This window comes from Bradyrhizobium denitrificans, from assembly GCF_013179005.1.
Taxonomy (GTDB): Bacteria; Pseudomonadota; Alphaproteobacteria; order Rhizobiales; family Xanthobacteraceae; genus Bradyrhizobium; species Bradyrhizobium denitrificans.
Map to the genome: position 1 here is coordinate 36,621 of NZ_JABFDP010000011.1, position 26,594 is coordinate 63,214.

22 protein-coding genes are annotated in these 26,594 nt (G+C 66.0%); 19 read left to right on the forward strand and 3 right to left on the reverse strand.

Annotated elements, in window-relative coordinates; genetic code table 11:
* Nucleotides 1–84 precede the first annotated feature (84 nt).
* Nucleotides 85–2,460, reverse strand: a complete 2,376-nt coding sequence (locus HL671_RS13450; RefSeq protein ID WP_172236660.1) for a xanthine dehydrogenase family protein molybdopterin-binding subunit — start codon at nucleotides 2,458–2,460, stop codon at nucleotides 85–87.
* Between the two features lie 201 nt (nucleotides 2,461–2,661).
* On the opposite strand from HL671_RS13450, the gene HL671_RS13455 reads away from it, so the two are divergent.
* The 12 genes from HL671_RS13455 to HL671_RS13510 all read left to right on the forward strand — a co-directional run bounded on the left by HL671_RS13455 (nucleotide 2,662) and on the right by HL671_RS13510 (nucleotide 15,860).
* Nucleotides 2,662–3,735 (forward strand): Ppx/GppA phosphatase family protein, encoded by a 1,074-nt coding sequence (locus HL671_RS13455; protein ID WP_012043694.1) that lies wholly within the window; start codon nucleotides 2,662–2,664, stop codon nucleotides 3,733–3,735.
* A gap of 109 nt (nucleotides 3,736–3,844) precedes the next feature.
* Nucleotides 3,845–4,540: an RlmE family RNA methyltransferase gene (locus HL671_RS13460; protein ID WP_012043695.1), complete on the forward strand. Its 696-nt coding sequence runs from the start codon at nucleotides 3,845–3,847 to the stop codon at nucleotides 4,538–4,540.
* A 102-nt stretch (nucleotides 4,541–4,642) separates the two neighbouring features.
* Nucleotides 4,643–4,918, forward strand: a complete 276-nt coding sequence (locus tag HL671_RS13465) for a DUF3551 domain-containing protein (protein ID WP_083780670.1) — start codon at nucleotides 4,643–4,645, stop codon at nucleotides 4,916–4,918.
* A gap of 82 nt (nucleotides 4,919–5,000) precedes the next feature.
* Entirely contained in the window at nucleotides 5,001–5,360 is a 360-nt protein-coding gene (locus tag HL671_RS13470; protein ID WP_041750700.1) for a hypothetical protein, read from the forward strand.
* Nucleotides 5,361–5,591: 231 nt separating this feature from the next.
* On the forward strand, nucleotides 5,592–6,560 hold the full coding sequence (locus HL671_RS13475) for a Bug family tripartite tricarboxylate transporter substrate binding protein (protein WP_172236661.1): 969 nt from the start codon (nucleotides 5,592–5,594) through the stop codon (nucleotides 6,558–6,560).
* Nucleotides 6,557–7,048, forward strand: a complete 492-nt coding sequence (locus tag HL671_RS13480) for a tripartite tricarboxylate transporter TctB family protein (protein WP_172236662.1) — start codon at nucleotides 6,557–6,559, stop codon at nucleotides 7,046–7,048. Before HL671_RS13475 ends, HL671_RS13480 begins: the two co-directional genes overlap by 4 nt.
* Nucleotides 7,048–8,547: a tripartite tricarboxylate transporter permease gene (locus HL671_RS13485; RefSeq protein ID WP_172236663.1), complete on the forward strand. Its 1,500-nt coding sequence runs from the start codon at nucleotides 7,048–7,050 to the stop codon at nucleotides 8,545–8,547. Before HL671_RS13480 ends, HL671_RS13485 begins: the two co-directional genes overlap by 1 nt.
* Before the next feature lie 196 nt (nucleotides 8,548–8,743).
* A complete protein-coding gene (locus HL671_RS13490; protein WP_172236664.1) occupies nucleotides 8,744–10,213 on the forward strand; it encodes an HlyD family secretion protein in 1,470 nt (489 codons plus the stop codon).
* On the forward strand, nucleotides 10,210–11,424 hold the full coding sequence (locus HL671_RS13495) for a hypothetical protein (RefSeq protein WP_172236665.1): 1,215 nt from the start codon (nucleotides 10,210–10,212) through the stop codon (nucleotides 11,422–11,424). Before HL671_RS13490 ends, HL671_RS13495 begins: the two co-directional genes overlap by 4 nt.
* Nucleotides 11,424–13,400, forward strand: coding sequence for a glycosyltransferase family 2 protein (locus HL671_RS13500; RefSeq protein ID WP_172236666.1), 1,977 nt, complete (start codon nucleotides 11,424–11,426; stop codon nucleotides 13,398–13,400). The genes HL671_RS13495 and HL671_RS13500 overlap by 1 nt, the downstream gene beginning before the upstream one ends.
* A 365-nt stretch (nucleotides 13,401–13,765) precedes the next feature.
* Complete coding sequence (locus tag HL671_RS13505; RefSeq protein ID WP_172236667.1) at nucleotides 13,766–15,058, forward strand: hypothetical protein; 1,293 nt, start codon at nucleotides 13,766–13,768, stop codon at nucleotides 15,056–15,058.
* A 328-nt stretch (nucleotides 15,059–15,386) separates the two neighbouring features.
* On the forward strand, nucleotides 15,387–15,860 hold the full coding sequence (locus HL671_RS13510; protein WP_041750703.1) for an SgcJ/EcaC family oxidoreductase: 474 nt from the start codon (nucleotides 15,387–15,389) through the stop codon (nucleotides 15,858–15,860).
* A gap of 144 nt (nucleotides 15,861–16,004) precedes the next feature.
* Here the strand turns inward: HL671_RS13510 and HL671_RS13515 are convergent, their stop codons facing one another.
* The gene (locus tag HL671_RS13515; RefSeq protein WP_012043706.1) at nucleotides 16,005–17,492 is read right to left on the reverse strand and encodes an MDR family MFS transporter; all 1,488 of its coding nucleotides are present in this window, start codon (nucleotides 17,490–17,492) and stop codon (nucleotides 16,005–16,007) included.
* Nucleotides 17,493–17,630: 138 nt separating this feature from the next.
* Here HL671_RS13515 and HL671_RS13520 point away from each other — a divergent pair, with 138 nt between their 5' ends.
* The 7 genes from HL671_RS13520 (at nucleotide 17,631) to HL671_RS13550 (ending at nucleotide 26,282) form a co-directional block, all read left to right on the forward strand.
* Nucleotides 17,631–17,879, forward strand: coding sequence for a hypothetical protein (locus tag HL671_RS13520; protein ID WP_012043707.1), 249 nt, complete (start codon nucleotides 17,631–17,633; stop codon nucleotides 17,877–17,879).
* Between the two features lie 281 nt (nucleotides 17,880–18,160).
* A complete protein-coding gene (gene guaB / locus HL671_RS13525) occupies nucleotides 18,161–19,648 on the forward strand; it encodes an IMP dehydrogenase (protein ID WP_012043708.1) in 1,488 nt (495 codons plus the stop codon).
* A gap of 154 nt (nucleotides 19,649–19,802) precedes the next feature.
* The gene (locus HL671_RS13530) at nucleotides 19,803–20,825 is read left to right on the forward strand and encodes an NADP-dependent oxidoreductase (RefSeq protein WP_012043709.1); all 1,023 of its coding nucleotides are present in this window, start codon (nucleotides 19,803–19,805) and stop codon (nucleotides 20,823–20,825) included.
* A gap of 141 nt (nucleotides 20,826–20,966) precedes the next feature.
* Nucleotides 20,967–21,305, forward strand: coding sequence for an MAPEG family protein (locus tag HL671_RS13535; protein WP_172236668.1), 339 nt, complete (start codon nucleotides 20,967–20,969; stop codon nucleotides 21,303–21,305).
* 13 nt (nucleotides 21,306–21,318) lie between these two features.
* On the forward strand, nucleotides 21,319–22,617 hold the full coding sequence (locus tag HL671_RS13540) for an RsmB/NOP family class I SAM-dependent RNA methyltransferase (RefSeq protein ID WP_012043711.1): 1,299 nt from the start codon (nucleotides 21,319–21,321) through the stop codon (nucleotides 22,615–22,617).
* Nucleotides 22,618–23,128: 511 nt separating this feature from the next.
* The gene (guaA, locus tag HL671_RS13545; protein ID WP_172236669.1) at nucleotides 23,129–24,733 is read left to right on the forward strand and encodes a glutamine-hydrolyzing GMP synthase; all 1,605 of its coding nucleotides are present in this window, start codon (nucleotides 23,129–23,131) and stop codon (nucleotides 24,731–24,733) included.
* Nucleotides 24,734–25,025: 292 nt separating this feature from the next.
* On the forward strand, nucleotides 25,026–26,282 hold the full coding sequence (locus tag HL671_RS13550; protein ID WP_172236773.1) for a tyrosine-type recombinase/integrase: 1,257 nt from the start codon (nucleotides 25,026–25,028) through the stop codon (nucleotides 26,280–26,282).
* Here the strand turns inward: HL671_RS13550 and HL671_RS13555 are convergent.
* Nucleotides 26,236–26,532 (reverse strand): helix-turn-helix transcriptional regulator, encoded by a 297-nt coding sequence (locus tag HL671_RS13555; protein ID WP_172236670.1) that lies wholly within the window; start codon nucleotides 26,530–26,532, stop codon nucleotides 26,236–26,238. The genes HL671_RS13550 and HL671_RS13555 overlap by 47 nt on opposite strands.
* Nucleotides 26,533–26,594: the final 62 nt, after the last annotated feature.

A 26,594-nucleotide genomic window follows, 5' to 3' on the forward strand; every position in this document is an offset into this window, starting at 1 on the left:
GCTTCGGCCCCGCAGGCGGGTCAAGCCCAGCCATGACGGAGGAGAGAGAGGGGCACTCACTCATCGGCCCCACTAACGCGCCGCTCACGCCGCCGACTTCGCCTTGCCGTCCTGGATCGCGCGCCAGATCTTCTCGGTCGTCAGCGGCATGTCCAGATGCTTCACGCCGTAGTCGGACAGCGCGTCGATCACGGCGTTGATGACGCTCGCCATCGAGCCGGCGCAGCCGGCTTCGCCGCAGCCTTTGGTGCCGAGCGGGTTGCTCTTGGCGGGCACCGGGTGATTGTCGACCGTCATCATCGGCACGTCGGAGGCGCGCGGCAGCGCGTAGTCCATCAATGATCCCGTGATCGGCTGGCCGCTCTCGTCGTAGCGCAGGTGCTCCATCATCGCCTGGCCGATGCCTTGCGCGACGCCGCCATGCAGCTGGCCCGCGACGATCATCGGGTTGATCACGGTGCCGAAATCGTTGATCGCGGTATAGGCGACGATCTGGGCGACGCCGGTGTCCGGCTCGATCTCGACCTCGCAGACATGGCATCCGTTCGGGAAAGTCGACTCCGTCGCCGTCGAATTGTGGTCGACGTCGAGCGAGGCCGGCACGCCCTCGGGCATCTTGCCCTCGCGCATCCGCCGCGCCAGCTCCATGATGTCGATGCTGCGGTCGGTGCCGGCAATGGTGAACTGGCCGCCCGCGAACTCGATGTCGGCTTCCGAGGCCTCCAGCAGATGCGCCGCCGCCTGCTTGCCCTTGGCGATGACGAGCTGCGACGACTCGACGATCGCCTGGCCGGTCGCGGTGATCGAACGCGAGCCGCCGGTGCCGTTGCCGAACCGCACGAGGTCGGAGTCGCTCTGCTCAAGCCGGATCTTCTCGAACGGCACGCCGAGCTGCGCCGACAGCACCTGCGCGAACGGCGTGGCATGGCCCTGGCCGTAATCGAGCGTGCCAGTGGTCAGGGTCACGCCGCCATCGGCGTCAAACGTGATCTTGCCGAGTTCGCCGGATGGCGGCGCGGTCACTTCCAGATAGGAGCCGACCGCGATGCCGCGCAGCTTGCCATTCTTACGGCTCTCGCGCTTGCGCTTGGCGAATCCGGCATAGTCCGAGACAGCGAGCGCCTTCTCGAACACCGCGGCGAAATCACCCGAGTCATAGGTGACACCGGAGGCCGCCGGGAACGGCATCTGGCTCGGCTTGATGAAGTTGCGCTTGCGGATGGTGAGGCGGTCGATGCCCATCTCGCGCGCCGCGGTGTCGATCAGCCGTTCCATGAAATAGTTCGCCTCGGGCCGGCCGGCGCCGCGATAGGCGCCCATCAGGGTGACGTTGGTCAGCACGGTCTTGATGTCGACGCCGAGCAGCGGCGTCTTGTAGACGCTGGCGAGGTTCTTGCCGGTGTTGAGCGACAGCGGCAGCGGCGCCACGCCCATGATGTAGGCGCCGAGATTGCCATAGCCGGACAGCCGCACGGCGAGGAACTTGCCGTCGGCGTCGAGCGCGAGCTCGCCATGGATGATCTGGTCGCGGCCCTGGCTGTCCGACAGGAAGGCGGTGGTGCGCTCGTCGCGCCACTTCACAGGGCGGCCGAGCTCTCTGGCGGCGTGCAGAATGCAGACATATTCGGGATAGGAGACGTTCTTCATCCCAAAGGAGCCGCCGACATTGGTGGTGAGGATGCGGACCTTGTCCGGCGCGACGTTGAGGATCTTTGCCAAGGTCGCCTTGTTGCCGGACACGCCCTGCGTCGGCACCTGCAAGGTGAAGCGCTCGGTCTTGCCATCGAACGCGGCGAGCGCCACGCGCGGCTCCATCGACACCACGGCGACCCGGGTGTTGACGATGTCGAGCCTGGTCACATGCGCGGCTTTCGCGAACGCCTCCTCGATCTTGGCAGTGTCGCCATAATGGTAATCCAGCGCGACGTTGTTCGGGATGTGGTCATAGAGCTGCGGCGCGCCGGGCCTGGTCGCCTCCTCGGCGTTGGTGACCGCGGGCAGGGGCTCGATGTCGAGCCCGACCGCCTCGGCCGCGTCGCGGGCCTGGGCCGCGGTCTCCGCCACCACGAAGGCGATGGGATCTCCGACGAAGCGAACCTTGTCGGTGGCAAGCGCCGGCCGATTGGTCTGCAGCAGCGGCGAGCCGTCGCGGCTCTTCAGCGGCAGGCCGCAGGTGAACGGGCCATAGGCGGCCGCGGCGAGATCAGCGCCGGTCCACACCCCGAGCACGCCCGGCATGCCCTTGGCGGCCGTCGTGTCGATGCCCTTGATGATGCCATGGGCATGGCTGGAGCGGACGATCCAGGCATAGGCCTGGCCCGGCAGGTTGAAATCATCGGTATATTTGCCGTGACCGCGGACCAGCGTGTCGTCCTCCTTGCGCCGGACCGGCTGCCCGACGCCGAATTTCTGCAGCGCGATCGCGTTTTCGAGGGAAGCCGGCGAGGTGTGATCTTGCATGGATGAACGATCCGGGAGGCTGGATGAGGCGCAAATGCGGGCTGTTCCCAGATAGTGCAGCCCCTGCGGCCGGACAACGGTTGATTAGGAATGGTGCATCACGCCTGACGGAGGGGCTGTTGCGCCGGGGCTATCCACTGATAATGTCTCACGAAAGAGAACTTCCATCTGGGCCGGTTCGGCCAGCGGAAAGACATTTGAATGATCAATGACACGCGGCTGCGGGAGGATCCCACGCCGCGCGGGAACCTGGAGCCCGGCTTGCATCCGGGTCTGGACGTCGCGTCACAGCCCTGCGCCAGCAATGGCGGCAGCGTCTATGCGGCCCTGGACCTCGGAACCAACAATTGCCGGCTCCTGATCGCCTGTCCCTCGGGCGACAGTTTTCGCGTGGTCGATTCCTTCTCGCGCATCGTCCGGCTGGGCGAGGGCATCTCGACCACCGGCTGCATCAGCGACGCGGCGATGGATCGGGCGATCGCCGCCCTCAGCATCTGCCGGGATAAGATCCAATCGAAAAAGGCCAGGCGCCTGCGCCTGATCGCGACGGAGGCCTGCCGCGCGGCGGCCAATGCGGAGGGGTTCCGCAGCCGGGTGGCGGCCGAGACCGGCATCGAGCTCGAGGTGATCGATCGCGAGACCGAGGCGGCGTTGGCCGTGAAGGGCTGCGCGCCGCTGCTGGATCCGTCCGGGCGCGGGGCGATCCTGTTCGATATCGGCGGCGGATCCAGCGAGCTGGTCCGGATCGAGCGTGATCCTTCCGATCGTCATGCCGAGCCACGCATCAAGGCGTGGATGTCGATCCCGCTCGGGGTCGTCACGCTCGCCGAGCGCTTCGGCGGGCGCGACGTGACGCCTGAGATCTACGCCGCCATGGTCGAGGACGTGGCCGGACATGTCGGTCCGTTCGCGGCGGAGAACGGCGGAGATCTCGCCGGCATGCACCTGCTCGGCACCTCCGGCACGGTGACGACGCTGGCGGGCATTCATCTCAACCTCGCACGCTACGACCGTCGCCGGGTCGACGGCATCTGGATCAATGACGCCGACATCACCGCGACCATCGCCAAGCTGCTGGCGATGAGCTACCAGGAGCGCGCCGAGAACAACTGCATCAGCATCGACCGGGCCGATCTCGTGCTGGCCGGCTGCGCCATTCTCGATGCCATCCGGCAATCCTTTCCGCTGCCACGGCTGCGCGTCGCCGATCGGGGCCTGCGCGAAGGCATGCTGGTGGAGATGATGCGCGAGGACGGGGCGCTCCGTACGGCGTAAATTCTTCACCCTCCCCCTCCAGGGGAGGGTGGACGTCCCATCTGCTGTTGTCGCCTCGTGGATCTTTCGATCCCGTCGACGGAGCACAGGTCACGACACAGAGACCCGCATGGCAAAAGACACCACCGGCCGCATGCATGTGCAGGTCAAGACCGGAGGTAAGCGCAAGCTGTCCTCGAAGCTCTGGCTGGAGCGTCAGCTCAACGATCCCTATGTCGCGCAAGCCAAGCGCGACGGCTATCGCTCGCGCGCGACCTACAAGCTGATCGAGATCGACGACAAATATCACCTGCTCAAGCCCGGCATGACCGTGGTCGATCTCGGCGCGGCGCCCGGCGGCTGGAGCCAGATCGCGGCGCGCCGGGTCGGCGCCGAAGCGGGCAAGGGCAAGGTCATCGCGATCGATCTCTTGGAAATGGGCGAGGTCCCCGGCGTCACCTTCACGCAGATGGACTTTCATGCCCAGGATGCGCCGGAGAAGCTCCGGGCGATGCTCGGCGGCCGCGCCGACGTGGTGATGTCGGACATGGCCGCCAACACCACCGGCCATCGCAAGACCGACCAGCTGCGCATCGTCGGTCTGGTGGAACTCGCCGCGCATTTTGCCGGCGAGGTGCTCAAGCCCGGCGGCAGCTTCCTCGCCAAGACCTTTCAGAGCGGCGCCGATGCCGAGCTGCTGGCGCAGCTGAAGCGCGATTACGCCACCGTCCGCCACGTCAAGCCGGCCGCCAGCCGGCAGGATTCCTCGGAGCGCTACGTGCTGGCGATGGGCTTTCGCGGCGGAGAGCCGGCCGAGCTGTTGTAACGGCGTCATTGCGACCGTTGCGCGCTGACGATACAGAGCAGATGCAATCAAGGTCTCGGGAATCGGCCTGCGCCGACGAGACGCAAATTCCGGAGGTCCTGCATGCGTATCCTGAGCTGGAGCGCCCTCGCGCTCGGTTTGATGGTCGGGGTCGTCGTATCAGGCCCGGCTCGCGCCCAGGCCTACGATCCGCGCTATCCCGTGTGCATGAAGGTCTATGAAGGCGGCCGGTGGGGGGGCGAGTGGATCGACTGCAGCTACACGTCGCTGCCGCAATGCCGCGCAACGGCGTCGGGCCGGGCGGCGATGTGCGACCTCAATCCGTTCTTCGCACCACCGCCGCCTCCGCCGCGTCGCGCGCACCGGCGGCATCACTGAAACATTTCATGACGGAACGGCCATTGCCGTGCCGCGCGATCAAGCTCAAGATCCGAAACATCCAGTCCAGCGGGCCGCCTTGATGCCGCATCGTTTCATCGTTTCGATCGTGACGCTCCTGCTGCTGTTGCCCGCAATCGCGCTCGCCGCGCCGGCGCACAAGCGGAAGGCGCAGCGCTGGCAGGGCTACGGCTTCCTGCCTGGCTACAAGCAGCCTCCCAATAACAGCCTGCCGCTCTATGCGGACAAGGAGGCGATGCGCAACGGGCCGCGCGGCAACCGCCGTCACTGGTACATCGACGGCACGCCGAAATACCTTCTCTATAATGGCGAGTGGCATTATTTCGGCCAGCCCGGCTTTTACCGCGGCCATTACAATGGCGGCAGCTTCGGGCCATGCTGGACCCGGACGCCAGTGGGCATGGTCTGGACCTGCGGCTAGGCTCCGAGCCGCCACCGGCGCCTGCGATGCCGGCGGGGAGGGTGCGCCATCCTGTCGCAGGGCGGCGCCTTGAATGCCCCCGCTTTGGCTGTAAGCTATTGCATTATCTTGAGAATTCGAAAGCGGCGATGGGGCGCGCGATCGCCGCAGGCTGGCCATCCTGGCCGTATCGCTGCTTTCGAAACGCAATATCAAGAAACGAGAGCCGCGTGGCCGGCCGTGGAGGGGTCCTTGAAGTGGTTGTGTGCGCGCCTGTGCGGCGCAGCTGTCGCGTTGATCGTCCTGGCCGGCGCCCCGGCCTCTGCCCAGCAGCTTGAACTGAAGGTGATGGCGCCTGCGGCGCCCGGCGGCGGCTGGGACCAGACCGCGCGGGCGATGCAGCAAGCCTTCGTCGCATCCGGCGTCGCGCGCAGCGTCCAGGTCACCAACGTGGCCGGCGCGGGCGGCACGGTCGGCATCGCGCAATTCGTCAACGGCGCCAAGGGCGATGGCAACCAACTGATGGTGAACGGCTTCGTCATGGTCGGCGCGCTCGCGATGAACAAGTCGCCGGTGACGCTCGAGCAGGTGACGCCGATCGCGCGCCTGACCGAGGAGATCCAGGTCATCGTCGTGCCGGCGAATTCGCCGATCAAGACCGCGCAAGATCTCGCGGCGGCGCTAAAGGCCGACATCGCCAAGGTGACCTTTGCCGGCGGCTCGGCGGGCGGTGTCGATCACGTGATGGCCGCGCTGTTCGCCGGCACTGTCGGGGCCGATGCCAAGAAGGTCAACTACATCCCGTTCTCCGGCGGCGGTGAGTCGCTGGCGGCGATCCTCGGCGGCAAGGTCACGGCCGGCATCTCCGGCCTGTCCGAATATGACGGGCAGATCAAGAGCGGCAAGCTGCGCGCGATCGGCGTCTCCTCGGAAAACCGCATCCCTGGCGTCGATATTCCGACCTTCAAGGAGCAGGGCATCGATCTCGTGCTCGCCAATTGGCGTTCGGTCGTCGCACCGCCCGGCATCACCCCGGAGCAGAAGAAGACGCTGGCCGACGCGGTCGAGAAGATGGTGAAGTCGGATGCCTGGAAGGACATCCTGAAGCAGAAGGGCTGGGATGACGCCTATCTGCCCGGCGATGCCTTCGCCGAGTTCCTGAAAAAGGAAAACATCCGCGTCACCGACGTGCTGAAGTCGGTCGGCCTCGTCAAGTCATGACGACGGAGAGCGCCGGCGCGGAGCCACCCTCGCGAGGCATCGACAAGGCCGGCATCGTCATCGCAGGCTTGCTGGCCGCCGTCGCCTTGGTGCTCGTCTACGACGCCAACCAGATCCCGGCGACCACGATGTATGGCATGGGCCCGCAGGTCATGCCGGTCGTGATTGCGATCGGGCTCGGCATCTTAGCGCTGGCCAATCTGATCGACGCTGTCCGAGGCAACCTGCCGCCGCGCGAGAGCGCCGATCCGGTCGCGGTGCTGCTGATCCTGGCGGGCCTTGCGCTCCTGATCGCCATCATCGGCTTCGGCGGCGGCTTCATCCTGGCGACGACGGCGCTGTTCGTGACGACATCGGCCGCGTTCGGCCGCCGCGACTTCGTCACCGATCTCGTCATCGGCGCGGTGCTCACGACCCTGATCTATCTCGCCTTCGACCGTCTGCTCACTTTGAGCCTTCCCGCCGGTCCGCTCGAAAGACTGCTCTGATGGACACGTTCGCCGCGCTCGCACATGGGATGGCGATCGCCGTCCAGCCCATGAACCTGCTCTATGCGCTGATCGGTGTGTTTCTCGGCACCGCGGTCGGCGTGCTGCCAGGCATCGGGCCGGCGCTCACTGTCGCGCTGCTTTTGCCTGTCACCTACAAGCTCGATCCCGGCGGCTCACTGATCATGTTCGCCGGCATCTATTACGGCGGCATGTATGGCGGATCGACCACCGCGATCCTGATCAACACGCCCGGCGAAAGCGCCTCGATGGCGACCGCGCTGGAGGGCTACAAGATGGCCAAGGCCGGCCGCGGCGGCCCGGCGCTGGCGACGTCGGCGATCGGCTCCTTCGTCGCCGGCACCATCGCCACCATCGGGCTCGCGTTCCTGTCGCCTTACCTCGTCGACATCGCCGTGCGCTTCGGGCCGGAGGATTACTTCGCGCTGATGTGCGTCGCCTTCGTCACGGTGTCCGCGACCTTCGGCGATTCACCCGTACGCGGGCTCACCAGCCTGTTCATCGGGCTGACGCTCGGCCTGGTCGGCATCGACAAGCTCACGGGGCAGGCGCGGCTCGCCTTCGGCGTGCCCGAACTGCTCGATGGCGTCGAGGTGACGACCTTGGCCGTCGGCCTGTTCGCGGTCGGCGAGGCGCTCTATGTCGCCTCGCGCCGGCACCACACGGAGGAGAAGATCGAGGCCGTCAAAGGCTCGCTGTGGATGACGCGCGAGGACTGGAAGCGCTCCTGGAAGCCGTGGCTGCGCGGCACCGCGTTCGGCTTTCCGATCGGCGCGTTGCCGGCCGGCGGCGCGGAGATTCCGACCTTCCTGTCCTATTCGACCGAGAAGCGGCTGACCAAATATCCGGAGCAGTTCGGCAAGGGTGCGATCGAAGGCGTCGCCGGTCCGGAGGCCGCGAACAACGCCTCGGCCGCTGGCACGCTGGTGCCGCTTCTGACCCTGGGTCTGCCGACCTCGGCGACGGCGGCGATGATGCTCGCGGGCTTCCAGCAATATGGCCTCAATCCGGGACCGCTGCTGTTCGCCGAGCGGCCCGATCTGGTGTGGGGCCTGATCGCGAGCCTGTTCATCGCCAACACGATGCTGCTGGTGCTCAACCTGCCGCTGGTGGGCCTTTGGGTGCGGCTGCTGAAGATTCCGACGCCGTGGCTTTATGCCGGCATCCTCGTCTTCGCGACCATGGGCACGATCGCCGCGAAGCCATCGGTGGTCGAATTGTCGATGCTCGCCGGCTTCGGCGTGCTCGGTTTCCTGATGCGGCGCTTCGACTTCCCCATTGCGCCCGTCGTCGTCGGCCTGATCCTCGGGCCGATCGCGGAGAGCCAGTTGCGCCGCGCGCTCGCGATCAGCCTCGGCGATCCCATGACCTTGCTGCAATCGCCAATCTCGGCGACGCTGCTCGTGGTCGCGCTGATTGCGCTGATTGCGCCGTTCATCTTGAAGGGGCTCGGCCGCTTCAAGGCGAATGAGGACTGAGTGTGGCTTGCAAGCGGGAATCCGACGACCGCGCTGCAACATAACGTGACCGCGGGGAGGGGGCGAAGATCGGCCTCGGCATGAAACGATGTGCGCGTGATCTGGTTTGCGCTTGAACATCGAGACCGGGGCCTGGAACTCCGGATCATCCGAGGAAGCGTCTTTCGGGGCGTCACCCCAAACCGAAAGAGACCCGATGACCGATCGCTTCGATGACGGTTTCAAGCCATCGCCCGCGCCGCGCGTCGCCCCCAGGACAGACCAGTCGCGCCATCCCGTGATCCTGCGCGCCTCCGCCTTCGGCGTCGCCGGCATCTTGTCGGCGCTGATGCTGACGGCCGTGGTGCCGCCGATCGTGGCCGACCAATCCGACCGCGCCGTCGTGGATGCGCCTGTGATGCTGCTGACCTCGCCGATCTCGGGCCAGGTCGAGTCGCTCACGGCGACATCCGGCGGCGAGGTGCGCAGCAGCGATCGTCTGGCCCAGATCACCAATCCGCGGCTCGACCGGACCACCCTGATCTCGCTGCAGGAAAAGGCCGACGACGCGCGCCAGAAGCTCGACGCGACCCGCGCCAAGCATCAATCGGACCTCGCTTACGTCGCCTCCCTCGATCAGGAGATCGCCAGCCAGGCCGACCAGTTGAAGGCACAGCTGCAGTCGCAGATCGAGGAGCTGCGCGCCCGCGTCGCGCAATCCGCCGCCATGAGCAGCGAGAAGAAGGCGATCGTCGACCGCCAGAACCGTATGGTGGCGCGCGATGCGGCCAGCGCCGAGATGCTGAAGCCGACCGAGCAGCAATATGCGGCGGCGCTGCACGACACCGACGCGCAGAATGCCAAGCTCAATCAGAAGCTGACCCAGCTGAAGGCGCTCAACGCCGGCATCTATGTCGGCGAGGATCTGGTCGCGCTCAACATGCTCGGCCAGAAGCGCCGTGACATCGACCTCGACGCACGACGGATGGAGATCGAGGAGAAGCAGCAATCGGCGATGCTCGACGATCTCGAAGGCTTGCTCAAATCCGAGAGCGCGCGGCTGGCCCGGCTCGCGGCAGCCGATGTGCTCTCGCCGGGGTCCGGCAGGGTGCTCGCGGTGGGCGCCGAGACTGGACGCCAGGTCAGCGCCGGCGATACGATCGCCTCCGTGGTCGATTGCGACAAGCGCTTCGTCGTGGCGATCTTCTCCTATCGCCAGGGTGAATCGATGAAGCCGGGCACCAAGGTCCGCATCGAGGGCGGCGGTTATCGCAGCGGCACGGTCAGCGCCGTGCTGCCGAAGACCAGCGACAAGGTCGATGAGCGCTTCGCCGTGCCGTTTCCGCAGACCGAGCGCCGCGAGCTCTATGTCATGATCACGCCAGATGCCGCCGATGAAAAGCCTGCCGCGGAGCCTGCCTCCGCGGCGACGCCGGCCTGCACGGTCGGGCAGTGGGTCACCGTCACCCGCGACAACGGCATCGTGCCGTCGATGTCGGTGACGTGGCGGCGGCTCGGACATCTGGTGGCCTCGCTGGCCGATCTCGATCCGGCAGCGCCGGACGAAGCGACACGGCGGGCCGGCGTCGCCAAGCTCGACGAGGCGCTGCGATCGCCGTCGGCCGCGCAGCGGTCGCAGCTCGACGAGCCTTGGTTGCCGGTGTCGAGCGCGGTGTCGGCGCAATGAGGCTGCTCGCCATGCTCATTCTGTCCATGGTGCTGGTCGGCACATCGCCTGCGCGCGCCGAGCTGTCGTTCTGTCCCGGCCTCGTCAAGGCGGTCGAACCCGGGCTGAAAGGCACGGCTGCGGCCTTCATCCGCAGCTACGAGCCGGGCGCCGACGAGGACGCCCTGCCGCTCGGTCTCTCGACCACGGCGTTCGTCTATGACAATGCGCTCGCCGCGATCGCGCTGGTCGCCTGCGAGCGTGTCGATCAGGCGCGGACGATCGGCAACGCCCTGGTGCAGGCGGCTACCTACGACCGCACCTTCGATGACGGGCGTCTGCGCAATGCCTATCGCGCCGGTCCCCTCGGTCGCGGCGCGGCCCTGCTGCCGGGCTGGTGGGATAGCCAGAAGAACATCTGGGGCGAGGACCCCGCGCAGGACGGCACCGCGACTGGCAATGTCGCCTGGGCGGCGTTGGCGCTGCTGACGCTGCATCAAGCGACGGGCGAGGCCGCCTATCTGTCCGGCGCAAAGCGTCTGATGGATTGGATCATCGCCAATGCGAGCCACGGGTCCGATGGCTTCAGCGGCGGCTTTCACGGCTATGATCCGCAGCAGGTGCGCCTCACCTGGATGTCGACCGAGCACAATGCCGACGTCTACGCCGTCGCGTCATGGCTCTTTCGACTCACCTCCGCGCCGCGCTACCGGGACGCTGCGAAGACGGCGAGCCGGCTGCTCGATCGCACCTTTCGCGGTGATCATTTCCTGCTCGGCACCAAACCGGATGGCAGCCTCGCCGACGACAACCTTCTCGCGCTCGATGTGCAGCTCTGGCCGTGGATGGCGGTGCCGGATGCGCCCGACTGGCGCAAGGCGCTCGGCTTTGCGCAAGCCCATCTCGCCGTCGACGACGGCTTCGACTTCAACGGCGATCGTGACGGCGTCTGGGTCGAGGGCACGGCGCAGGCCGCGCTGGCCTATCGCATTGTCGGCAACGCCGCGGCCAGCCAGCAGCTGCTGGCGGCCATGCGCAACGATGGAACGTCATCGGGGCTCCTCAACGCGACGCGCAGCGCGCGTGTGAGCACGGGCCTGTCGATCGATCCGAGCGGGACCAGCACGATCCCCGATTTCTTCTACTACAAGCGACCGCATCTCGGGGCTACCGCCTGGGCGGTGCTCGCCGAGACCGGCTGGAATCCGTTCACCGGCGCGAAGGTGCCCTGATGTTTCCACTTCCCAGCGATGCTGCGTCGGTGCTGACCACCGACCTTGGAGTCCTGCTCGGGCTCCTGGCGATGGCCAGGCTGCTCGACCCGAAGCGATGGCGCGATCGCGCCCTGTTGGGAGCGACGACGGCCACGCTCCTGCTGATCTACACGCTGTGGCGCTGGAACGACACGCTGCCGAGCTTCGATCTCACCTTGCAGGCGCTGTGGCCGCGTCTCTTCATCACGCTCGAGATCATCGCGATCTCCTATACGCTGATGTCAATCCTGATCCTCACCCGCAGCGTCGACCGCTCGGCGCAGGCCGATGCCGCGCGGCGCGCGCTGGCGGCGCGGGGCGAGCAGCCGGCCGTCGATGTCTTCATCTGCACCTATGATGAGCCGATGGAGATCGTCGAGCGCTCGATCCTGGCGGCGCTGGCGCTCGACTATCCCGACAACACCGTCTGGGTGCTCGACGACACCCGTCGCGACTGGCTGCGCGCCTTCTGCGATGAGGTCGGCGCGCGCCATTTGACCCGGCCCGACAACAAGGGCGCCAAGGCCGGCAATCTCAACAACGCGTTGGCAGTGACCGCGCGTCTCTCCAATGCGCCGGTGATCCTGGTGCTCGATGCCGATTTCGCGCCGCGGCGCGACTTCCTCCAGCGCACCGTCGGCTTGCTGCTCTCCGAGCCCGATATCGCTGTCGTGCAGACGCCGCAATTCTATTACAATCCCGATCCGATCCAGCACAATCTGCTCTCGTCCAGCAGTTGGGTCGACGATCAGCGCTTCTTTTTCGACGTGTTCCAGCCGGCCAAGGATGCCTGGGGTTGCGCGTTCTGCGTCGGCACATCCTTTGTCGTGCGCCGCGAGCGGCTCGCCGAGATCGGCGGCTTCCCCCATGCGGCGATCTCGGAAGACCTCAATCTCACCTACACGCTGCTGAGGCGCGGTCAGCGCACGGTCTGGCTCAACGAGCCGCTCAGCTTCGGTCTCTCGGCGGAGGGCGTGCCGGAATACATCACCCAGCGCGCGCGCTGGTGCCTCGGCACGATCCAGGTCGCGCTGCTGCGCGACGGACCGCTGCGCAGCCGCGGCTACAGCTTCACCCAGCGCTGGCATTTTCTGCATGGCGTGCTGAACTGGCTGTGCAAGCCGTTCATGGTGCTGCTGCTGATCGCGCCGCCGATCTACTGGTTCGCAGGCCTGCCGGCCTTCGCGGCAGACTATCTCTCGTTCCTGCGTTACGGCGTGCCGGCACTGCTCGGCATGATCATCTATATGGGCTGGATTTCGCGGGCGCGCACCTTGCCGCTGTTCATGGAGGCGACGCATGCGGTGACCTGCTTTGCCGTCACGGCCACCTTGCTCAGCGCGCTGATCCGGCCGTTCGGCCGCCCTTTCAAGGTCACTGACAAAGGTGGCGACCGCTCCCGGCCGCGGGTCCACGCCAAGCTGGCGACACTCTTCGGGCTCATCGCCGCAAGCTCGGCGGCCAGCATCGTCTGGGCTTTCATATCGCCGACAGCCGCCAGCGAGATCTCGTCGATCGACTATTTCAACCTGATGTGGGCTGGCATTGCCATGCTGATCGCCTTCATCGCATTCCTGGTCTGCTTCGAGTTGCCGCGGGGCGAGGATCTGTTCCCAAGCGGTGAAGCCGGCTGGCTCGCGAAGGACAATGAAGTCGTGCCGTGCCGCATCGAGGCCTTGTCGCTGTCGTCGGCACGGGTCGCCGGCCTGCGCCATCAGCGCCTGACCACGCCCGGAAGCCGATTGCCGCTGCATCTCGATGGTCTCGGATGGATCGAGGCGTCGGTGAGCGCCGTCTCCAAGACGACGATGCATCTCCGTCTCCAGCCGTCCGAAGCGCAGCGGCGGCAGTTGGTGCTTCGCCTGTTCAGTTCCTCCTGCGGCGTCATCACCGGCCGCGCGCGCCTGCGTGGTGCACTGGCCGGGCTGGCGCGACGCGGCTTCGCCGGGCGGTGATGCACCTGAAGATCTTCGATCCCGTGAAGCGCGTGATCGAGGCGGCGACCTTTTGCTGCGTTGTTGCTGTCGTCTCCTCGCGCTTGCGGCGGTCGACCAGCGCCTGAATGTTGCGTCCGAGGGCGGGAGTGAGCCCCGGGCTCGGGGCATGACGCGGTGCGAGCTCTTCGGTCATCCGATCAGAACGAAACCTCGCGGCGAAGCGTTCCATCGCTCGGTCGCAACCCCGTGCCGCTCCGCTGATGTGGCCTCCAGGTCACGCTCGCCCAATCTTGGCCGGTCTCCATCATTTGGCGGAGGCGTGCGGCTTCCGCATTTTGGCAAGCAGCAACCTCGCTGTTTTCCGATTGCAGATAGGAATGGCCATGAGCACCGCGCTTCGTCGTAACGTCTCGATCCTCAGCCTCGTGCTTGCATCCGCAAGCGCCTCGGCTGCGGAGGTCGAGGATCTGAATGCCCGACTGGCAAGGCTGGAGCGGGAGAATGCAGCGATGCGGATGGAGAACGCCGCGCTGCGCGAGAACAAGCGGCTGCGTGAGGAGAACGGCCGGCTGCGCTCGGCTGAGAACTCCGAGCCGATGCGCTCGGCGTCCTCGAATGGTGCAGCCGGCTCAGGACGGCTGGCCGCAGACCGAAGCGCGGCGCCAGCTTCTCTGCGCGCGGGACTGGAAGCCAGAGATCCCTATCAGAGCTATGCATCGGCAGATGGTCCCGGCGCCTACAAGGCACCGGCTCGTCCGGCCAGCGGCGTGCTGAAGATCTGGGGGGAAGGCGGCGCCATCTGGAGCGGCGGCGACCGGTTCTTCCAGGATGCGGGCACGGCGCTCGCTGCATTTCCCAACACGACCGTGTCCCCGCCGCTCGATCTGACGCCCAAGGTCGGTTGGGAGGCCGCCACCGGCTTCGACTATCTGATCGCTGGCTCGCCATGGCACGTCAGCGGCCAGCTCCGCTATGGTCAGAGCGGCCAGGCCAGCGCGCAAATCCTGTCGTCCGGACGGCTTGATCTTGGACGGGGCCGCGTCATCACGGCCTCTGATACGTTCGATGCGACCTATCAGGAATCGCGCTGGCTGGCCGATATCGCCATCGGGCGCGACGTGTTCGGAACCGGGCCGGGGGCGCTTCAGGTCAAGGGTGGACTGCGGCTGCTCGACTTCGAAACCCGTGCGACCAACTCCGATCTGCTGCGACAGAATGCGAGCATCGTCGATGTCGGCAACGTGGTCTTCACCAACGTCGATGCCGCACAGGCGAACGACGGCGCGAATCGCAACAGCTTTCTCGGCGCCGGCCCGCGTGTCGGCGTGGAAGGCTCGATCCCGTTCGCCGGCCGCTGGTCGCTGGACTATCTCAGCGACGTTGCCGTGCTGTTCGGCGTTCAGCGCAACGTCGTCAACAGCAGGTCCCAGTCGTCCGCCAGCGTGCCGGTACTGGCGCAACCCGGCACCAGCTTCACCGTCTCCACGGAGCGCAACACCGCGCTGTTCAATGCCGATCTGCAGTTCGGCCTGTCATATTGGATCAACGAGAACGTCAAGCTCGGCGGAAGCTACCGGGTCGATGCCTTGATCAACACGCAGGATACGACGTTCACGCCGAACCGCTTCACGCATGGCCCGCGGCTGACGGTGACGGGCCAGTTCGATGCGCGATGACGCTCGGTGCGCGGTTGGCCTATTGTATGCCAAGGATGCAGTTCAGATCCTGAAAGGCCGCCTTGCATGTGAGGCGTTCTGCGCTCGCGGGTTGCGCGGAGTCTTGCAGACAAGAGGAGGATTGGAAGCGGCGGCAGGTGTACAAGGTTGATCGTTGTCATGAAATCGTAATCTGCGCGTGCCGCGAGAAAATGGGGCTGGTCCTAACAACTAATGAGTGTGAAGTCGGATTTCGTTGTCAGACATGTTCGTTAAAGTGTCGCAGCCTCTTGCTGATCGACCGCGTGTTCTTACGTGCTGATCACTGTCCAGCAGGAGAACGACAGACGTGTCTACCATCGTTAAGTCCACCGTATCCGCTCTTCTCGTTTTGGTGTCCGCGAGCGCCGTCCAGGCCAAGAGCATGGAATGTCCCACGACATCCGAAACTCAAATCGAAGGCTTGTTCACAAGCTTCAACGATGCCTGGGCGACCAAGGATCCGGAGAAGGTGACTGCACTTTTCACCAAGAAGCCGGTACTGCTCGCGACCGTGTCGAACACGCCGCGCACCACACCGGAGGAGGTCAAGGACTACTTCGTCAAATTCCTCAAGAGCAGCCCGGTCGGCCGCATCGATACATCGACGGTCGAGCTGGACTGCAACACGGCGACGCGTCTCGGCACCTGGACGGTGACGTTGACCGATCCTGCAACGGGCGCCAAGTCGGACGTCAAGGCACGCTACTCGTTCATCTATCGCTACGAGGACGGCGCCTGGAAGATCGACCATCTGCACTCATCGATGATGCCGGAGAAGTAGTCGGCGTCTCCGTGGCTGGACCCGCTTCATTCGAGGCGGGTTCAGCGTCCCGGTCCGGAGCGCAATGATATCCGGGGACTTATCGATGCCAGCCCATGTCCAGGCGTCGCTCCCGCCCGGGCCCGATGACGAAGCCGGGATCAGCTAACCCAGCCGCTGATCCCGCGCGTCATGCGTGGTTTCGCTGGCCGATTTGGTCGCTGCCTTCTCCACCCCTTTCTCGGCGCCCTTGCGGCTGGCGATGGCCGCGACCTTGCGGCCCGAGATCTCGCTGCCGGCATCGTCGGGCATCTGCCAGAAGAAGAACGACGACAGCGCCGAGGTGATGGCGACGACGATGAAGGCCGGCGCGAAAGAGGTGGCGGTCAGCTGGCTCGCGCCATGCGCCCACATCGTGGTCTCCACCGAGAACGCGCCGACGGCGACGCCGGCCGAGATCGCGAGCTGCTGGTTGACGCTGGTCAGCGTGGTGGCGCGGCTCATCTGCGCGGTCTCGACCTCGGCATAGGCCACGGTGTTGATCGCGGTGAACTGCAGCGAGCGGAAGAAGCCGCCGACAAACAAGATGATGACGATCAGGAGCAGCGGCGTCGCCGGTGTGAACAGCGCGCAGGCGGCCAGGAAGACCGAGCTGACGACCGCGTTGACGGTCATCAGGTGGCGGAAGCCGAAGGCGCGGATGAGGCGCGCGGCCAAGGCCTTCATGCCCATCGCGCCAGCCGAGGAGCCAAAGGTGACGAGGCCCGACTGGAACGGCGACAGGCCGAAGCCGAGCTGCATCAGCAGCGGCAGCAGGAAGGGCAGGGCGCCGATCCCCAGCCGGAACATGAAGCCGCCGACGATCGAGGCCCGCAAGGTCGGCAGCCGCAGCAGCGAGAAGTCGAGCACCGGCGAATTGGTCCGCCAGGAGTGGCGGACGTAGAGCGTCATCGAGATCGCGCCGATCGCGACCAGGCTCGCCACCACCGACCAGGGCAGCAAATTGAGACCCGCGACCGAGAGGCCGAAGGCGAGACCGGCGAGGCCAAGGCCGGCGAGCACCATGCCATAGAGATCGAACGGCTCGGGATTGTCGCTCTTGATCGGATCGATGAAGCGCAGCGCCATGATGATGCCGACGATGCCGATCGGAATGTTGATCAGGAAGATCCAGTGCCAGGAGAAATAGGTGGTGATGAAGCCGCCGACCGGCGGCCCGATGACCGGGCCGATCAGCGCGGGGATGGTGACCCAGGCCATGGCGCCGACCAGCGCGCTCTTGTCGACCGAGCGCAAGAGCACGAGCCGGCCGACCGGCGTCATCATCGCGCCGCCCATGCCCTGCAGGATGCGCGCGAACACGAAGTTCTCGACCGAGTTCGCCAGCGCGCAGCCGATCGAGCCGATCATGAACACGGCGACGGCGCTCGAGAACACCCGCCGCGCGCCAAAACGGTCGGCGGTCCAGCCGCTCGCCGGGATGAACACCGCGAGCGACAGCAGATAGGAGGTGATGGCGAGCTTCAGCGTCAGCGGGCTGGTGCCGATGTCCCTGGCGATCGCCGGCAGCGAGGTCGCGATGACCGTGGAGTCCATGTTCTCCATGAACAGGGCAGTGGCGACGATCAGCGGAATGACGCGTTGCTTGTTCATCGGATGTCGGTGGCGGGAGGAGGGAGACGCGGGCGGTGCGGCTTTAACACCCTGCGACGAACGAGGCCATTGCGCTGGCGGCATGGCCCACTAGATCCAGCGCGACGCTGTCGCGTCCCCTTTGTTGGAGATGTGCCGATGATCTACCTGCTCGCCGCTCTGGTGCCGCCGCTGGGCCTGTTGTTCAACGGGCAGCCGTTCGCGGCGGTGTTCAATCTGGCGCTGTGCGTGGTGTGCCTGGTCCTCGGCCTGTTCTTCCACGTGCTGCTGCTGGTGCCCTCGGCGCACGCTCTGATCGCCGTGCACATGCGGCGGGAGGACCGGCGTCACCGGGAGGTAGTGGACGCGATCCGGCGTTACGGGCCGCCGCCGGGCGCGTGGCGCTGAGTCCTGGCGGGGGTCGCCAGGAACGGAACTTCCGCTCCGGAATCGCGCCCTGCGCGATCTTTTATTGCTCGTGACGCGAAAATTAAGGCTCTCCGCCGCCATCCCGCGTAATCGCCGGATGGTGACGGATCGGCCCTTTGATTCGTCACAGGCCCATGCTATCGACCCGCGTCAACCCCACCGATGGGCATCGATTCGACGGCGAGGCATGGTCTCGACGGCGCCGCCGCTCATCCGCATCAGCATCGCGGCCGTATCAGGCCGCAGACAAGGAGTTGACGATGGCGACCGTGCAGACACTTCGCGAAGCCTTTACCTTCGACGACGTGCTCTTGAAGCCGGGCCTCTCCGATGTGCTTCCCTCCGAGGTCGACATCCGCTCGCGCGTGACGCGTGAAATCCCGCTCAACATCCCGATCATGGCCTCCGCCATGGATACCGTCACCGAGGCGCGCATGGCGATCGCGATGGCGCAGGCCGGCGGTATCGGCGTCATCCACCGCAATTTCGATCCCGAGGGCCAGGCCGCGCAGGTCCGCCAGGTCAAGAAGTTCGAATCCGGCATGGTGGTGAACCCGCTGACCATCGCGCCCGACGCGACGCTCGCCGATGCGCTGGCGCTGATGAAGGATTACGGCTTCTCCGGCATTCCCGTCGTCACCGGCGGCGGCAAAGGCATTCCGGGCAAGCTGGTCGGCATCCTCACCAACCGCGACGTGCGCTTCGCCACCGATCCGCGGCAGAAGATCTCCGAGCTGATGACGCATGAGAACCTCGTCACCGTGCGCGAGGGCGTCGGCCAGGACGAGGCCAAGAAGATCCTGCACAAGCACCGCATCGAGAAGCTGCTGGTCGTCGACGATCAGTATCGCTGCGTCGGCCTGATCACCGTCAAGGACATGGAGAAGGCGGTCGCGCATCCGCTCGCCTGCAAGGACTCGCAGGGCCGGCTGCGCGTCGCGGCGGCGACGACGGTGGGCGAGGGCGGCTTCGAGCGCACCGAGAAGCTGATCGAGGCCGGCGTCGACCTCGTCGTGGTCGACACCGCGCATGGCCATTCCTCGCGCGTGCTGGAAGCGGTTAACCGCATCAAGCGCATCTCCAACGCGGTGCAGGTGATCGCCGGCAACATCGCCACCCGCGACGGCGCGCAGGCGCTGATCGATGCCGGCGCTGACGCGGTCAAGGTCGGCATCGGCCCGGGCTCGATCTGCACCACGCGCATCGTCGCCGGCGTCGGCGTGCCGCAGCTCACTGCGATCATGGATGCGGTCGAGGCCGCCAAGAAGGCCGACGTGCCCGTGATCGCCGACGGCGGCATCAAGTTCTCGGGCGACCTCGCCAAGGCGCTCGCCGCCGGTGCCGACGTCGCCATGGTCGGCTCGCTGCTCGCCGGCACCGACGAGACGCCGGGCGAAGTGTTCCTGTGGCAGGGCCGCTCCTACAAGGCCTATCGCGGCATGGGCTCGGTCGGCGCGATGGCCCGCGGCTCGGCCGACCGCTACTTCCAGCAGGACATCAAGGATACGTTGAAGCTCGTGCCTGAAGGCATCGAGGGCCAGGTGCCGTACAAGGGCCCGGTCGGCAATGTCATGCACCAGCTCGCCGGCGGTCTGCGCGCCGCCATGGGCTATGTCGGCGCCAAGGATCTCGGCGAATTCCACGGCAAGGCCGAATTCGTCCGCATCACCGGCGCGGGCCTGCGCGAGAGCCACGTCCACGATGTCACGATCACGCGCGAAAGCCCGAACTATCCGGGCGGGGCGTAAGCCACACGCCCGCTCTCTCCGTCATTGCGAGGAGCGAAGCGACGAAGCAATCCAGGGGTTGCGCACGCCGCCCTGGATTGCTTCGCTTCGCTCGCAATGACGGCTCCTTTGGGTTCGGCACCGACCGTCACACCAACAAAAGAGGAAACATCTGATGTCCCAAGCCAAGCGCATCGTTCTCGCCGCCCGTCCCGTCGGCGAGCCCAAGCCGAGTGACTTCCGCCTCGAGGAGCACGCCATTCCGACGCCCGGCGCCGGCGAGGTGCTGCTGCGCACGATCTGGCTGTCGCTCGATCCCTATATGCGCGGGCGCATGAGCGACGGGCCGTCTTATGCGCAGCCGGTGCCGGTCGGCGGCGTGATGGAGGCGGGCACCGTGTGCGAGGTGGTCGCCTCCAACAATCCCGGCTTCAAGGCCGGCGACATCGTGCTGGCGCGCGCCGGCTGGCAGACGCATGCGATCTCCGACGGCAAGGGCCTCGCCAAGGTCGATCCCAAGCTGGCGCCGATCTCGACCGCCGTCGGTGTGCTCGGCATGCCCGGCATGACCGCCTATACCGGCCTGCTCGACATCGGCCAGCCCAAGCCGGGCGAGACCGTGGTGGTCGCCGCGGCGTCCGGCGCGGTCGGCTCGGCCGTGGGCCAGATCGCGAAGATCAAGGGCGCCCGCGCCATCGGCATCGCCGGCGGCAAGGACAAATGCGACTATGTGAAGAACGAGTTCGGCTTCGACGACTGCCTCGACCATCGCGATCCCGATCTTGCGGCGAAGCTGAAAGCGGCGTGCCCCAAGGGCATCGACGTCTATTTCGAGAATGTCGGCGGCCCGGTGTTCGAGGCGGTGTTCCCGCTGTTCAACGCCTTTGCCCGCATGCCCGTCTGCGGCCTGATCGCGCATTACAACGACACCCAGTCGGTGGCGCCGAAATGGGCCGGCGCGCTGATGCGCAACGTCCTGACCAAGCGGCTCACCATCCGCGGCTTCATCGTCTCGGATTTCGCCAGCCGCCATGGCGACTTCCTGAAGGACATGTCGGCCTGGGTGCGCGACGGCAAGGTCAAGTACAAGGAACACGTCACCGAGGGCCTGGAGAACGCCCCGGACGCCTTCATGGGCCTGCTCAAGGGCGCCAATTTCGGCAAGCAGCTGGTGCGGGTCGGGCCGGACAAGGCTTGAGCCACAGCTGATGTGAAAGTTGAGCACGACCGCAAAAATACGGGAACCACGGACGGTTGCCGGGAGTCCTGAGGGAACCGGTTCATTCATGAAGGCCCGGCGTCGCGCCGGGCCTTCGGCTTTCCTCAAGGGGGATCTTCGATGTCGCTGACCATGGTTCTGCTGCCCGTCTTCGTCGAGGTGGGGCTCACTTTCGCGCTTCTGTTCTGGACCAAGGGACGCGCCAAGACCGCTGAGGCCGCTGAGGAATTCGGCCTGCCGACGCTGTTTTATGCGCTGATCGCGCTGGCGCTGCCGCTGCGCCATGCCGATCTGGCGATCGTGCTGCTGTCCTGGGTGTTCGTGGTCACCCGCTTCGTCAATGCCGGGCTTCTCCGGGGCGCGGACGGCCGCCAGCGCTCGCTTGCCTGGACCGCCTCGGCGCTGGTGCTGCTGGCGATGTGGTTGTATTTCGCGTTGAAGATGCTGCTTCTTCTCTAGCTTGGATTGTTCAATGACCCCCGCCGCCCGGCTGTCCGCCGCCATCGACATCATCGAGACCATCGAGGCCGACAGGGCACCGGCGGCCAAGGCCCTGAAGGACTGGGGCACCAGCCACCGCTTCGCCGGCTCCGGCGACCGCGCCGCCATCGCCGGCCTGGTCTGGGACGTGCTGCGCCGCCGCGCCTCCAGCGCCTGGGTGATGGAGGACGACAGCGCCCGCGCCCGCGTGCTCGGCATGCTCAAGCTCGAGCGCGGCCTGGATGTGCCGACCATCGGCGCGATGTGCGACGGCAGCCGCTTTGCGCCGCCGCCGCTTACCGACCAGGAGGAGAAGGCGCTGGCCTCGCGCACCACCGAGGGCGCGCCGTCGCCGGTCGCGGGGGACTATCCCGACTGGCTCGACCCGTATCTCGCCGCCGTGTTCGGCGACGACCGCGTCGCCGAGGCCATGGCGATGGCCAGCCGCGCGCCGCTCGATTTGCGCGTCAACACGCTGAAGGCCAAGCGCGAGAAGGTTCAGGCCTCGCTGAAGCATCTCGGCGCGGTGCCGACGCCGTGGTCGCCGATCGGCCTGCGCATCACGCTCGGGGCCGATGCGCGCAATCCCGGCATCCATGCCGAGGAGGATTTCATCAAGGGCGCCATCGAGGTCCAGGACGAGGGCTCGCAACTCGCGGCCTTGTTCACCGCGGCCAAGCCCGGCGAGCAGGTGATCGATCTCTGCGCCGGCGCCGGCGGCAAGACCTTGGCGCTGGCAGCGATGATGGGCGGCAAGGGCCGGCTGATCGCCACCGACGACGACAAGCGCCAGCTCGCGCCGATCCATGAGCGGCTGTCGCGCGCCGGCGTCCACAATGCCGATGTCCGCAGCCCGAAGGGCGACGCCGACCCGCTCGCCGACATCAGGGCCTCGGCCGATCTCGTCGTCATCGACGCCCCCTGCACGGGCACCGGCACCTGGCGCCGCAACCCCGACGCCAAATGGCGCATGCGCCCCGGCGCGCTCGAGATCCGGCTGAAGGACCAGGCCGAAGTGCTTGATCGGGCGGCCGGTCTGGTCAAGCCCGGCGGCCGCATCGCCTACATCACTTGCTCGGTGCTGCAGCCGGAAAACGGCGACCAGGTCCGCGGCTTCGTGGCCCGCCACCCGGAGTTTTCCATCCAGCCCCCCGACCAGACCGCCACCGTCCTCTGGGACAAGGCCGAAGCCTTTGCCGAGGCCGCGCTGAAGTCGGACGAAGGCTGGCTGATGACCCCCCGCCGCACCGGGACGGACGGGTTCTTCGTGTCGGTGCTGAAGAAGGCATAAGCTCTCTCCGCCATCCGAGGTCTCTCCGCGTCAAAGCTCTTTCCTCCGTCATTGCGAGCGCAGCGAAGCAATCCAGGGTGGCGGACGGGACTCTGGATGGCTTCGCTGCGCTCGCAATGACGGGGGAGGTGGTCGCGCCACCCTCGGCTATCGTCGGGTAGGCAAAGGCGCGGCCCCTTCGTCTCCACACGCGAGCTCGCAATGGCGCCGTGCCCTCCGTCTCACCGCGGCGGACGCCGCCCGACGGTGGGCACGGCGCGCGCCAGTGTGGTCCAAACGCCCCATCGTGCCAGGGCCTTTGCCCACCCCTACGGCCCCATCTCTCTCCGTCGTCATGCCCGGGCTTGACCCGGGCATCCACGTCGTTCCAACCGCGTCGATCGACGTGGATGGCCGGGACAAGCCCGGCCATGACGGAGATCTGGGAGGGGGCCTTTCAGTCAACGACAGACCGGTGAATCGCCCGCTGGCAAGGGTTGCGAGTCCCCCCGCCGCGGCGTAATTCCTTGCCATGACAGCCCAGCCCGACACCCCCGCCAGCGCCGCCGCCGAGACCTCCGTGGCCGCGCTCCACGATAAGATCCTGATCGTCGATTTCGGCAGCCAGGTCACGCAGCTGATCGCGCGCCGGGTGCGCGAGGACGGCGTGTATTGCGAGATCGTGCCGTTCCAGAAGGCGGAGGCCGCCTTCCGGCAGATGCAGCCCAAGGCCGTGATCCTCTCCGGCGGCCCGGAATCGGTCCACGAGGCCGGCTCCCCGCGCGCCCCGCAGCTGATCTTCGACTCGGGCGTCCCCGTGATGGGCATCTGCTACGGCCAGATGACGATGGCCGCCCAGCTCGGCGGCACCGTCGAAGGCGGCCACCACCGCGAGTTCGGCCGCGCCGACGTCGAGGTCAAGACATCGAGCCGCCTGTTCGATGGCGTCTGGCAACCGGGCGAGCAGCACCAGGTGTGGATGAGCCATGGCGACCGCATCACCCAGATGCCGCCGGGCTTCTCGGTGGCCGGTGTCTCGCCGAACGCGCCCTTCGCCGTGATCCAGGACGAGACGCGCAAATATTACGGCCTGATGTTCCACCCCGAAGTGGTGCACACGCCTGATGGCGCCAAGCTGATCCGCAACTTCGTGCGCAACATCGCCGGCCTCGGCGGCGACTGGACCATGCACGCCTTCCGCGCCGAGGAGATCAAGAAGATCCGCGCGCAGGTAGGCCAAGGCAAGGTGATCTGCGGCCTCTCCGGCGGCGTCGATTCCGCCGTCGCCGCCGTGCTGATCCACGAGGCGATCGGCGACCAGCTGACCTGCGTGTTCGTCGATCACGGCCTGCTCAGGCTCAACGAGGCCGAGACCGTCGTCGACCTGTTCCGGCACCACTACAACATTCCGCTGGTGCATGTGGACGCCTCAAAACTCTTCCTCGGCGAGCTCGCCGGGGTCACCGACCCGGAGCAGAAGCGCAAGACGATCGGACGACTCTTCATCGACGTGTTCGAGGCCGAGGCCAAGAAGATCGGCGGCGCCGATTTCCTGGCGCAGGGCACGCTCTATCCCGACGTGATCGAGAGCGTCTCCTTCACCGGCGGCCCCTCGGTGACGATCAAGTCGCACCACAATGTCGGCGGCCTCCCGGCGCGCATGAACATGAAGCTGGTCGAGCCGCTGCGTGAGCTGTTCAAGGACGAGGTCCGCGTGCTCGGCCGCGAGCTCGGCCTGCCCGACGTCTTCGTCGGCCGCCACCCGTTCCCGGGCCCCGGCCTCGCCATCCGCTGCCCCGGCGAGATCACCGTCGACAAGCTCGACATCCTGCGCAAGGCCGACGCCATCTACATCGACGAGATCCGCAAAGCCGGCCTCTACGACACCATCTGGCAGGCTTTTGCGGTGCTGCTCCCCGTCAAGACCGTCGGCGTCATGGGCGACGGCCGCACCTACGACTACGTCGTCGGCCTGCGCGCCGTCACCTCGACGGACGGAATGACGGCGGACTTCTATCCGTTCGACATGAAGTTCTTAGGGAACACCGCGACGCGCATCATCAACGAGGTGAAGGGCGTGAATAGGGTGGTGTATGACGTCACGAGCAAGCCGCCGGGGACGATCGAGTGGGAATAATTCGCGGCTAGCCAGAGCTAGCCGGATCTACTCAAATCTACGCCCTAACTGACTGACACGAAAAATAAATTCCGCCGGCTCCTATCGCGGACTATCGGTGGACTAAGGTCGCCAGTGCCGGACTGTTTGACGGCATCGGCTTCCTTATTGCCACCCCGTTTTGTTCGATACCGTCAGCTCGAAATGAGCCCTGACGGTATTTTTTTTGGTCCAACCAATTGAAATGGCGTCGCTTTCCTTCAGATCCGCGGCCGAAACCGGCGTGACGGTATCGAACCCAGAAGGCGGACAAATGCTGACCGATGCTGCGCTTAAGCACCTGAGACCAAAGGAAAAGTCCTACAAGGTCACCGATCGGGACGGCATGTACGTCCTCGTCAGCACGAAGGGCTCGATCTCGTTCCGGCTCGACTACAGGATGAACGGACGCAGGGAGACCATCACCTTCGGCAAATACGGTCCGGCCGACCTGTCGCTTGCACGAGCAAGAGAACTCTGCATCGACGCGAGGCGCGCCATCAAGGAGGGGCGTTCGCCAGCCATCGAGAAGCAGCGCGCCAAACGGCGCCTGATGGAGGCCAAGGCATTCGGAGAGTTTGGTGAGAAGTGGCTCACGGCGGCTCCGATGGCTGACAGCACCCGGGCTATGCGCCGTTCAATCTTCGAGCGGGAGCTGCTGCCGCCCTGGCGCAAGCGACTCTTGTCCGAAATCACGCCGGACGATTTGCGAAAGCACTGTGCGGCCATCGTCGAGCGGGGCGCGCCGGCAACCGCCATTCACGTCCGCGACATCGTCAAGCAGATCTACGGCTTTGCGATTCTGCACGGCGAGAAGGTCGCCAATCCTGCAGACGACGTCGGGCCATCTTCCATCGCGCAGTTCGTCCCTCGCGATCGCTCGCTGTCGCCCTCGGAAATCCGCATCATGCTCAAGCAGCTCGAGCACGTTCCGACGCTGCCGACAATCCGGCTGGGCGTCAGGCTCTATCTTCTGTCGATGGTGCGCAAAAGCGAATTACAGGATGCGACCTGGGACGAGGTCGACTTCGAGAATGCCGTCTGGACCATCCCGAAGGAGAGGATGAAGCGCTCGAAGGCGCACAATGTGTACCTCTCGCGACAAATGCTCGATATCTTCATTGCGCTGAAGACCTGTGCCGGCAACTCGCGATATGTGCTTCCATCTCGATATGATGCCGACAGCCCGATGTCACGGGCGACTTTCAATCGTGTCACCACCGCGGTCGTCGAGCGCGCCCGCAGCGAGGGGCTGCCGCTCGAACATTTCACGGTCCACGACCTCAGGCGGACAGCGTCGACGCTGCTCAACGAGCTCGGCTTCAACAGCGATTGGATCGAGAAGTGCTTGGCGCACGAGGATGGTCGCTCGTCGCGCGGGGTCTACAACAAGGCGGAGTATGAGTTGCAGCGCCGGCACATGATGCAGGAGTGGTCGAACATTATCGACGCGTGGGTCGGGGGGCAAAAGTACGCACCAACCCTCATTCCGCCTTCGATGCCGATCTTCGAGCCTGATCCTGCTCTTTGACCGGACGGCTTCGTCGCAGTTTCACGTCTGGATGTGGAGCGCGGGTGAGGGGGGCGCTCCGGCGCAGCAAAAGCCAGGCTTCCACTTCGCTTAGGTCCCACACGACGCAGCGAGGAGAGAGGGCGAAGCGTCTCGGGAATTCGCCGCGCTGCTCCATTTCGTAGATGGTGCTGTCGGCGAGAGGAACCATTTCACGGAGCTGATGCCGCCGGATTGTTCGTCTTAGTACCGTGCCTTCCCGGTGAGCCATGAGCGATCCCCTCTCTGCCAAACGCAGCAACTGAATTCGATCCAACTCGAATGAACAGCGAT

Coding starts and splice junctions, on each gene's coding strand:
- HL671_RS13450 (WP_172236660.1), bottom strand. CDS start 2,460: ATGCAAGATCACACCTCGCCGGCTTCCCTCGAAAACGCGATCGCGCTG.
- HL671_RS13455 (WP_012043694.1), top strand. CDS start 2,662: ATGATCAATGACACGCGGCTGCGGGAGGATCCCACGCCGCGCGGGAAC.
- HL671_RS13460 (WP_012043695.1), top strand. CDS start 3,845: ATGGCAAAAGACACCACCGGCCGCATGCATGTGCAGGTCAAGACCGGA.
- HL671_RS13465 (WP_083780670.1), top strand. CDS start 4,643: ATGCGTATCCTGAGCTGGAGCGCCCTCGCGCTCGGTTTGATGGTCGGG.
- HL671_RS13470 (WP_041750700.1), top strand. CDS start 5,001: ATGCCGCATCGTTTCATCGTTTCGATCGTGACGCTCCTGCTGCTGTTG.
- HL671_RS13480 (WP_172236662.1), top strand. CDS start 6,557: ATGACGACGGAGAGCGCCGGCGCGGAGCCACCCTCGCGAGGCATCGAC.
- HL671_RS13485 (WP_172236663.1), top strand. CDS start 7,048: ATGGACACGTTCGCCGCGCTCGCACATGGGATGGCGATCGCCGTCCAG.
- HL671_RS13490 (WP_172236664.1), top strand. CDS start 8,744: ATGACCGATCGCTTCGATGACGGTTTCAAGCCATCGCCCGCGCCGCGC.
- HL671_RS13495 (WP_172236665.1), top strand. CDS start 10,210: ATGAGGCTGCTCGCCATGCTCATTCTGTCCATGGTGCTGGTCGGCACA.
- HL671_RS13500 (WP_172236666.1), top strand. CDS start 11,424: ATGTTTCCACTTCCCAGCGATGCTGCGTCGGTGCTGACCACCGACCTT.
- HL671_RS13505 (WP_172236667.1), top strand. CDS start 13,766: ATGAGCACCGCGCTTCGTCGTAACGTCTCGATCCTCAGCCTCGTGCTT.
- HL671_RS13515 (WP_012043706.1), bottom strand. CDS start 17,492: ATGAACAAGCAACGCGTCATTCCGCTGATCGTCGCCACTGCCCTGTTC.
- HL671_RS13520 (WP_012043707.1), top strand. CDS start 17,631: ATGATCTACCTGCTCGCCGCTCTGGTGCCGCCGCTGGGCCTGTTGTTC.
- guaB (WP_012043708.1), top strand. CDS start 18,161: ATGGCGACCGTGCAGACACTTCGCGAAGCCTTTACCTTCGACGACGTG.
- HL671_RS13530 (WP_012043709.1), top strand. CDS start 19,803: ATGTCCCAAGCCAAGCGCATCGTTCTCGCCGCCCGTCCCGTCGGCGAG.
- HL671_RS13535 (WP_172236668.1), top strand. CDS start 20,967: ATGTCGCTGACCATGGTTCTGCTGCCCGTCTTCGTCGAGGTGGGGCTC.
- HL671_RS13540 (WP_012043711.1), top strand. CDS start 21,319: ATGACCCCCGCCGCCCGGCTGTCCGCCGCCATCGACATCATCGAGACC.
- guaA (WP_172236669.1), top strand. CDS start 23,129: ATGACAGCCCAGCCCGACACCCCCGCCAGCGCCGCCGCCGAGACCTCC.
- HL671_RS13550 (WP_172236773.1), top strand. CDS start 25,026: ATGCTGACCGATGCTGCGCTTAAGCACCTGAGACCAAAGGAAAAGTCC.
- HL671_RS13555 (WP_172236670.1), bottom strand. CDS start 26,532: ATGGCTCACCGGGAAGGCACGGTACTAAGACGAACAATCCGGCGGCAT.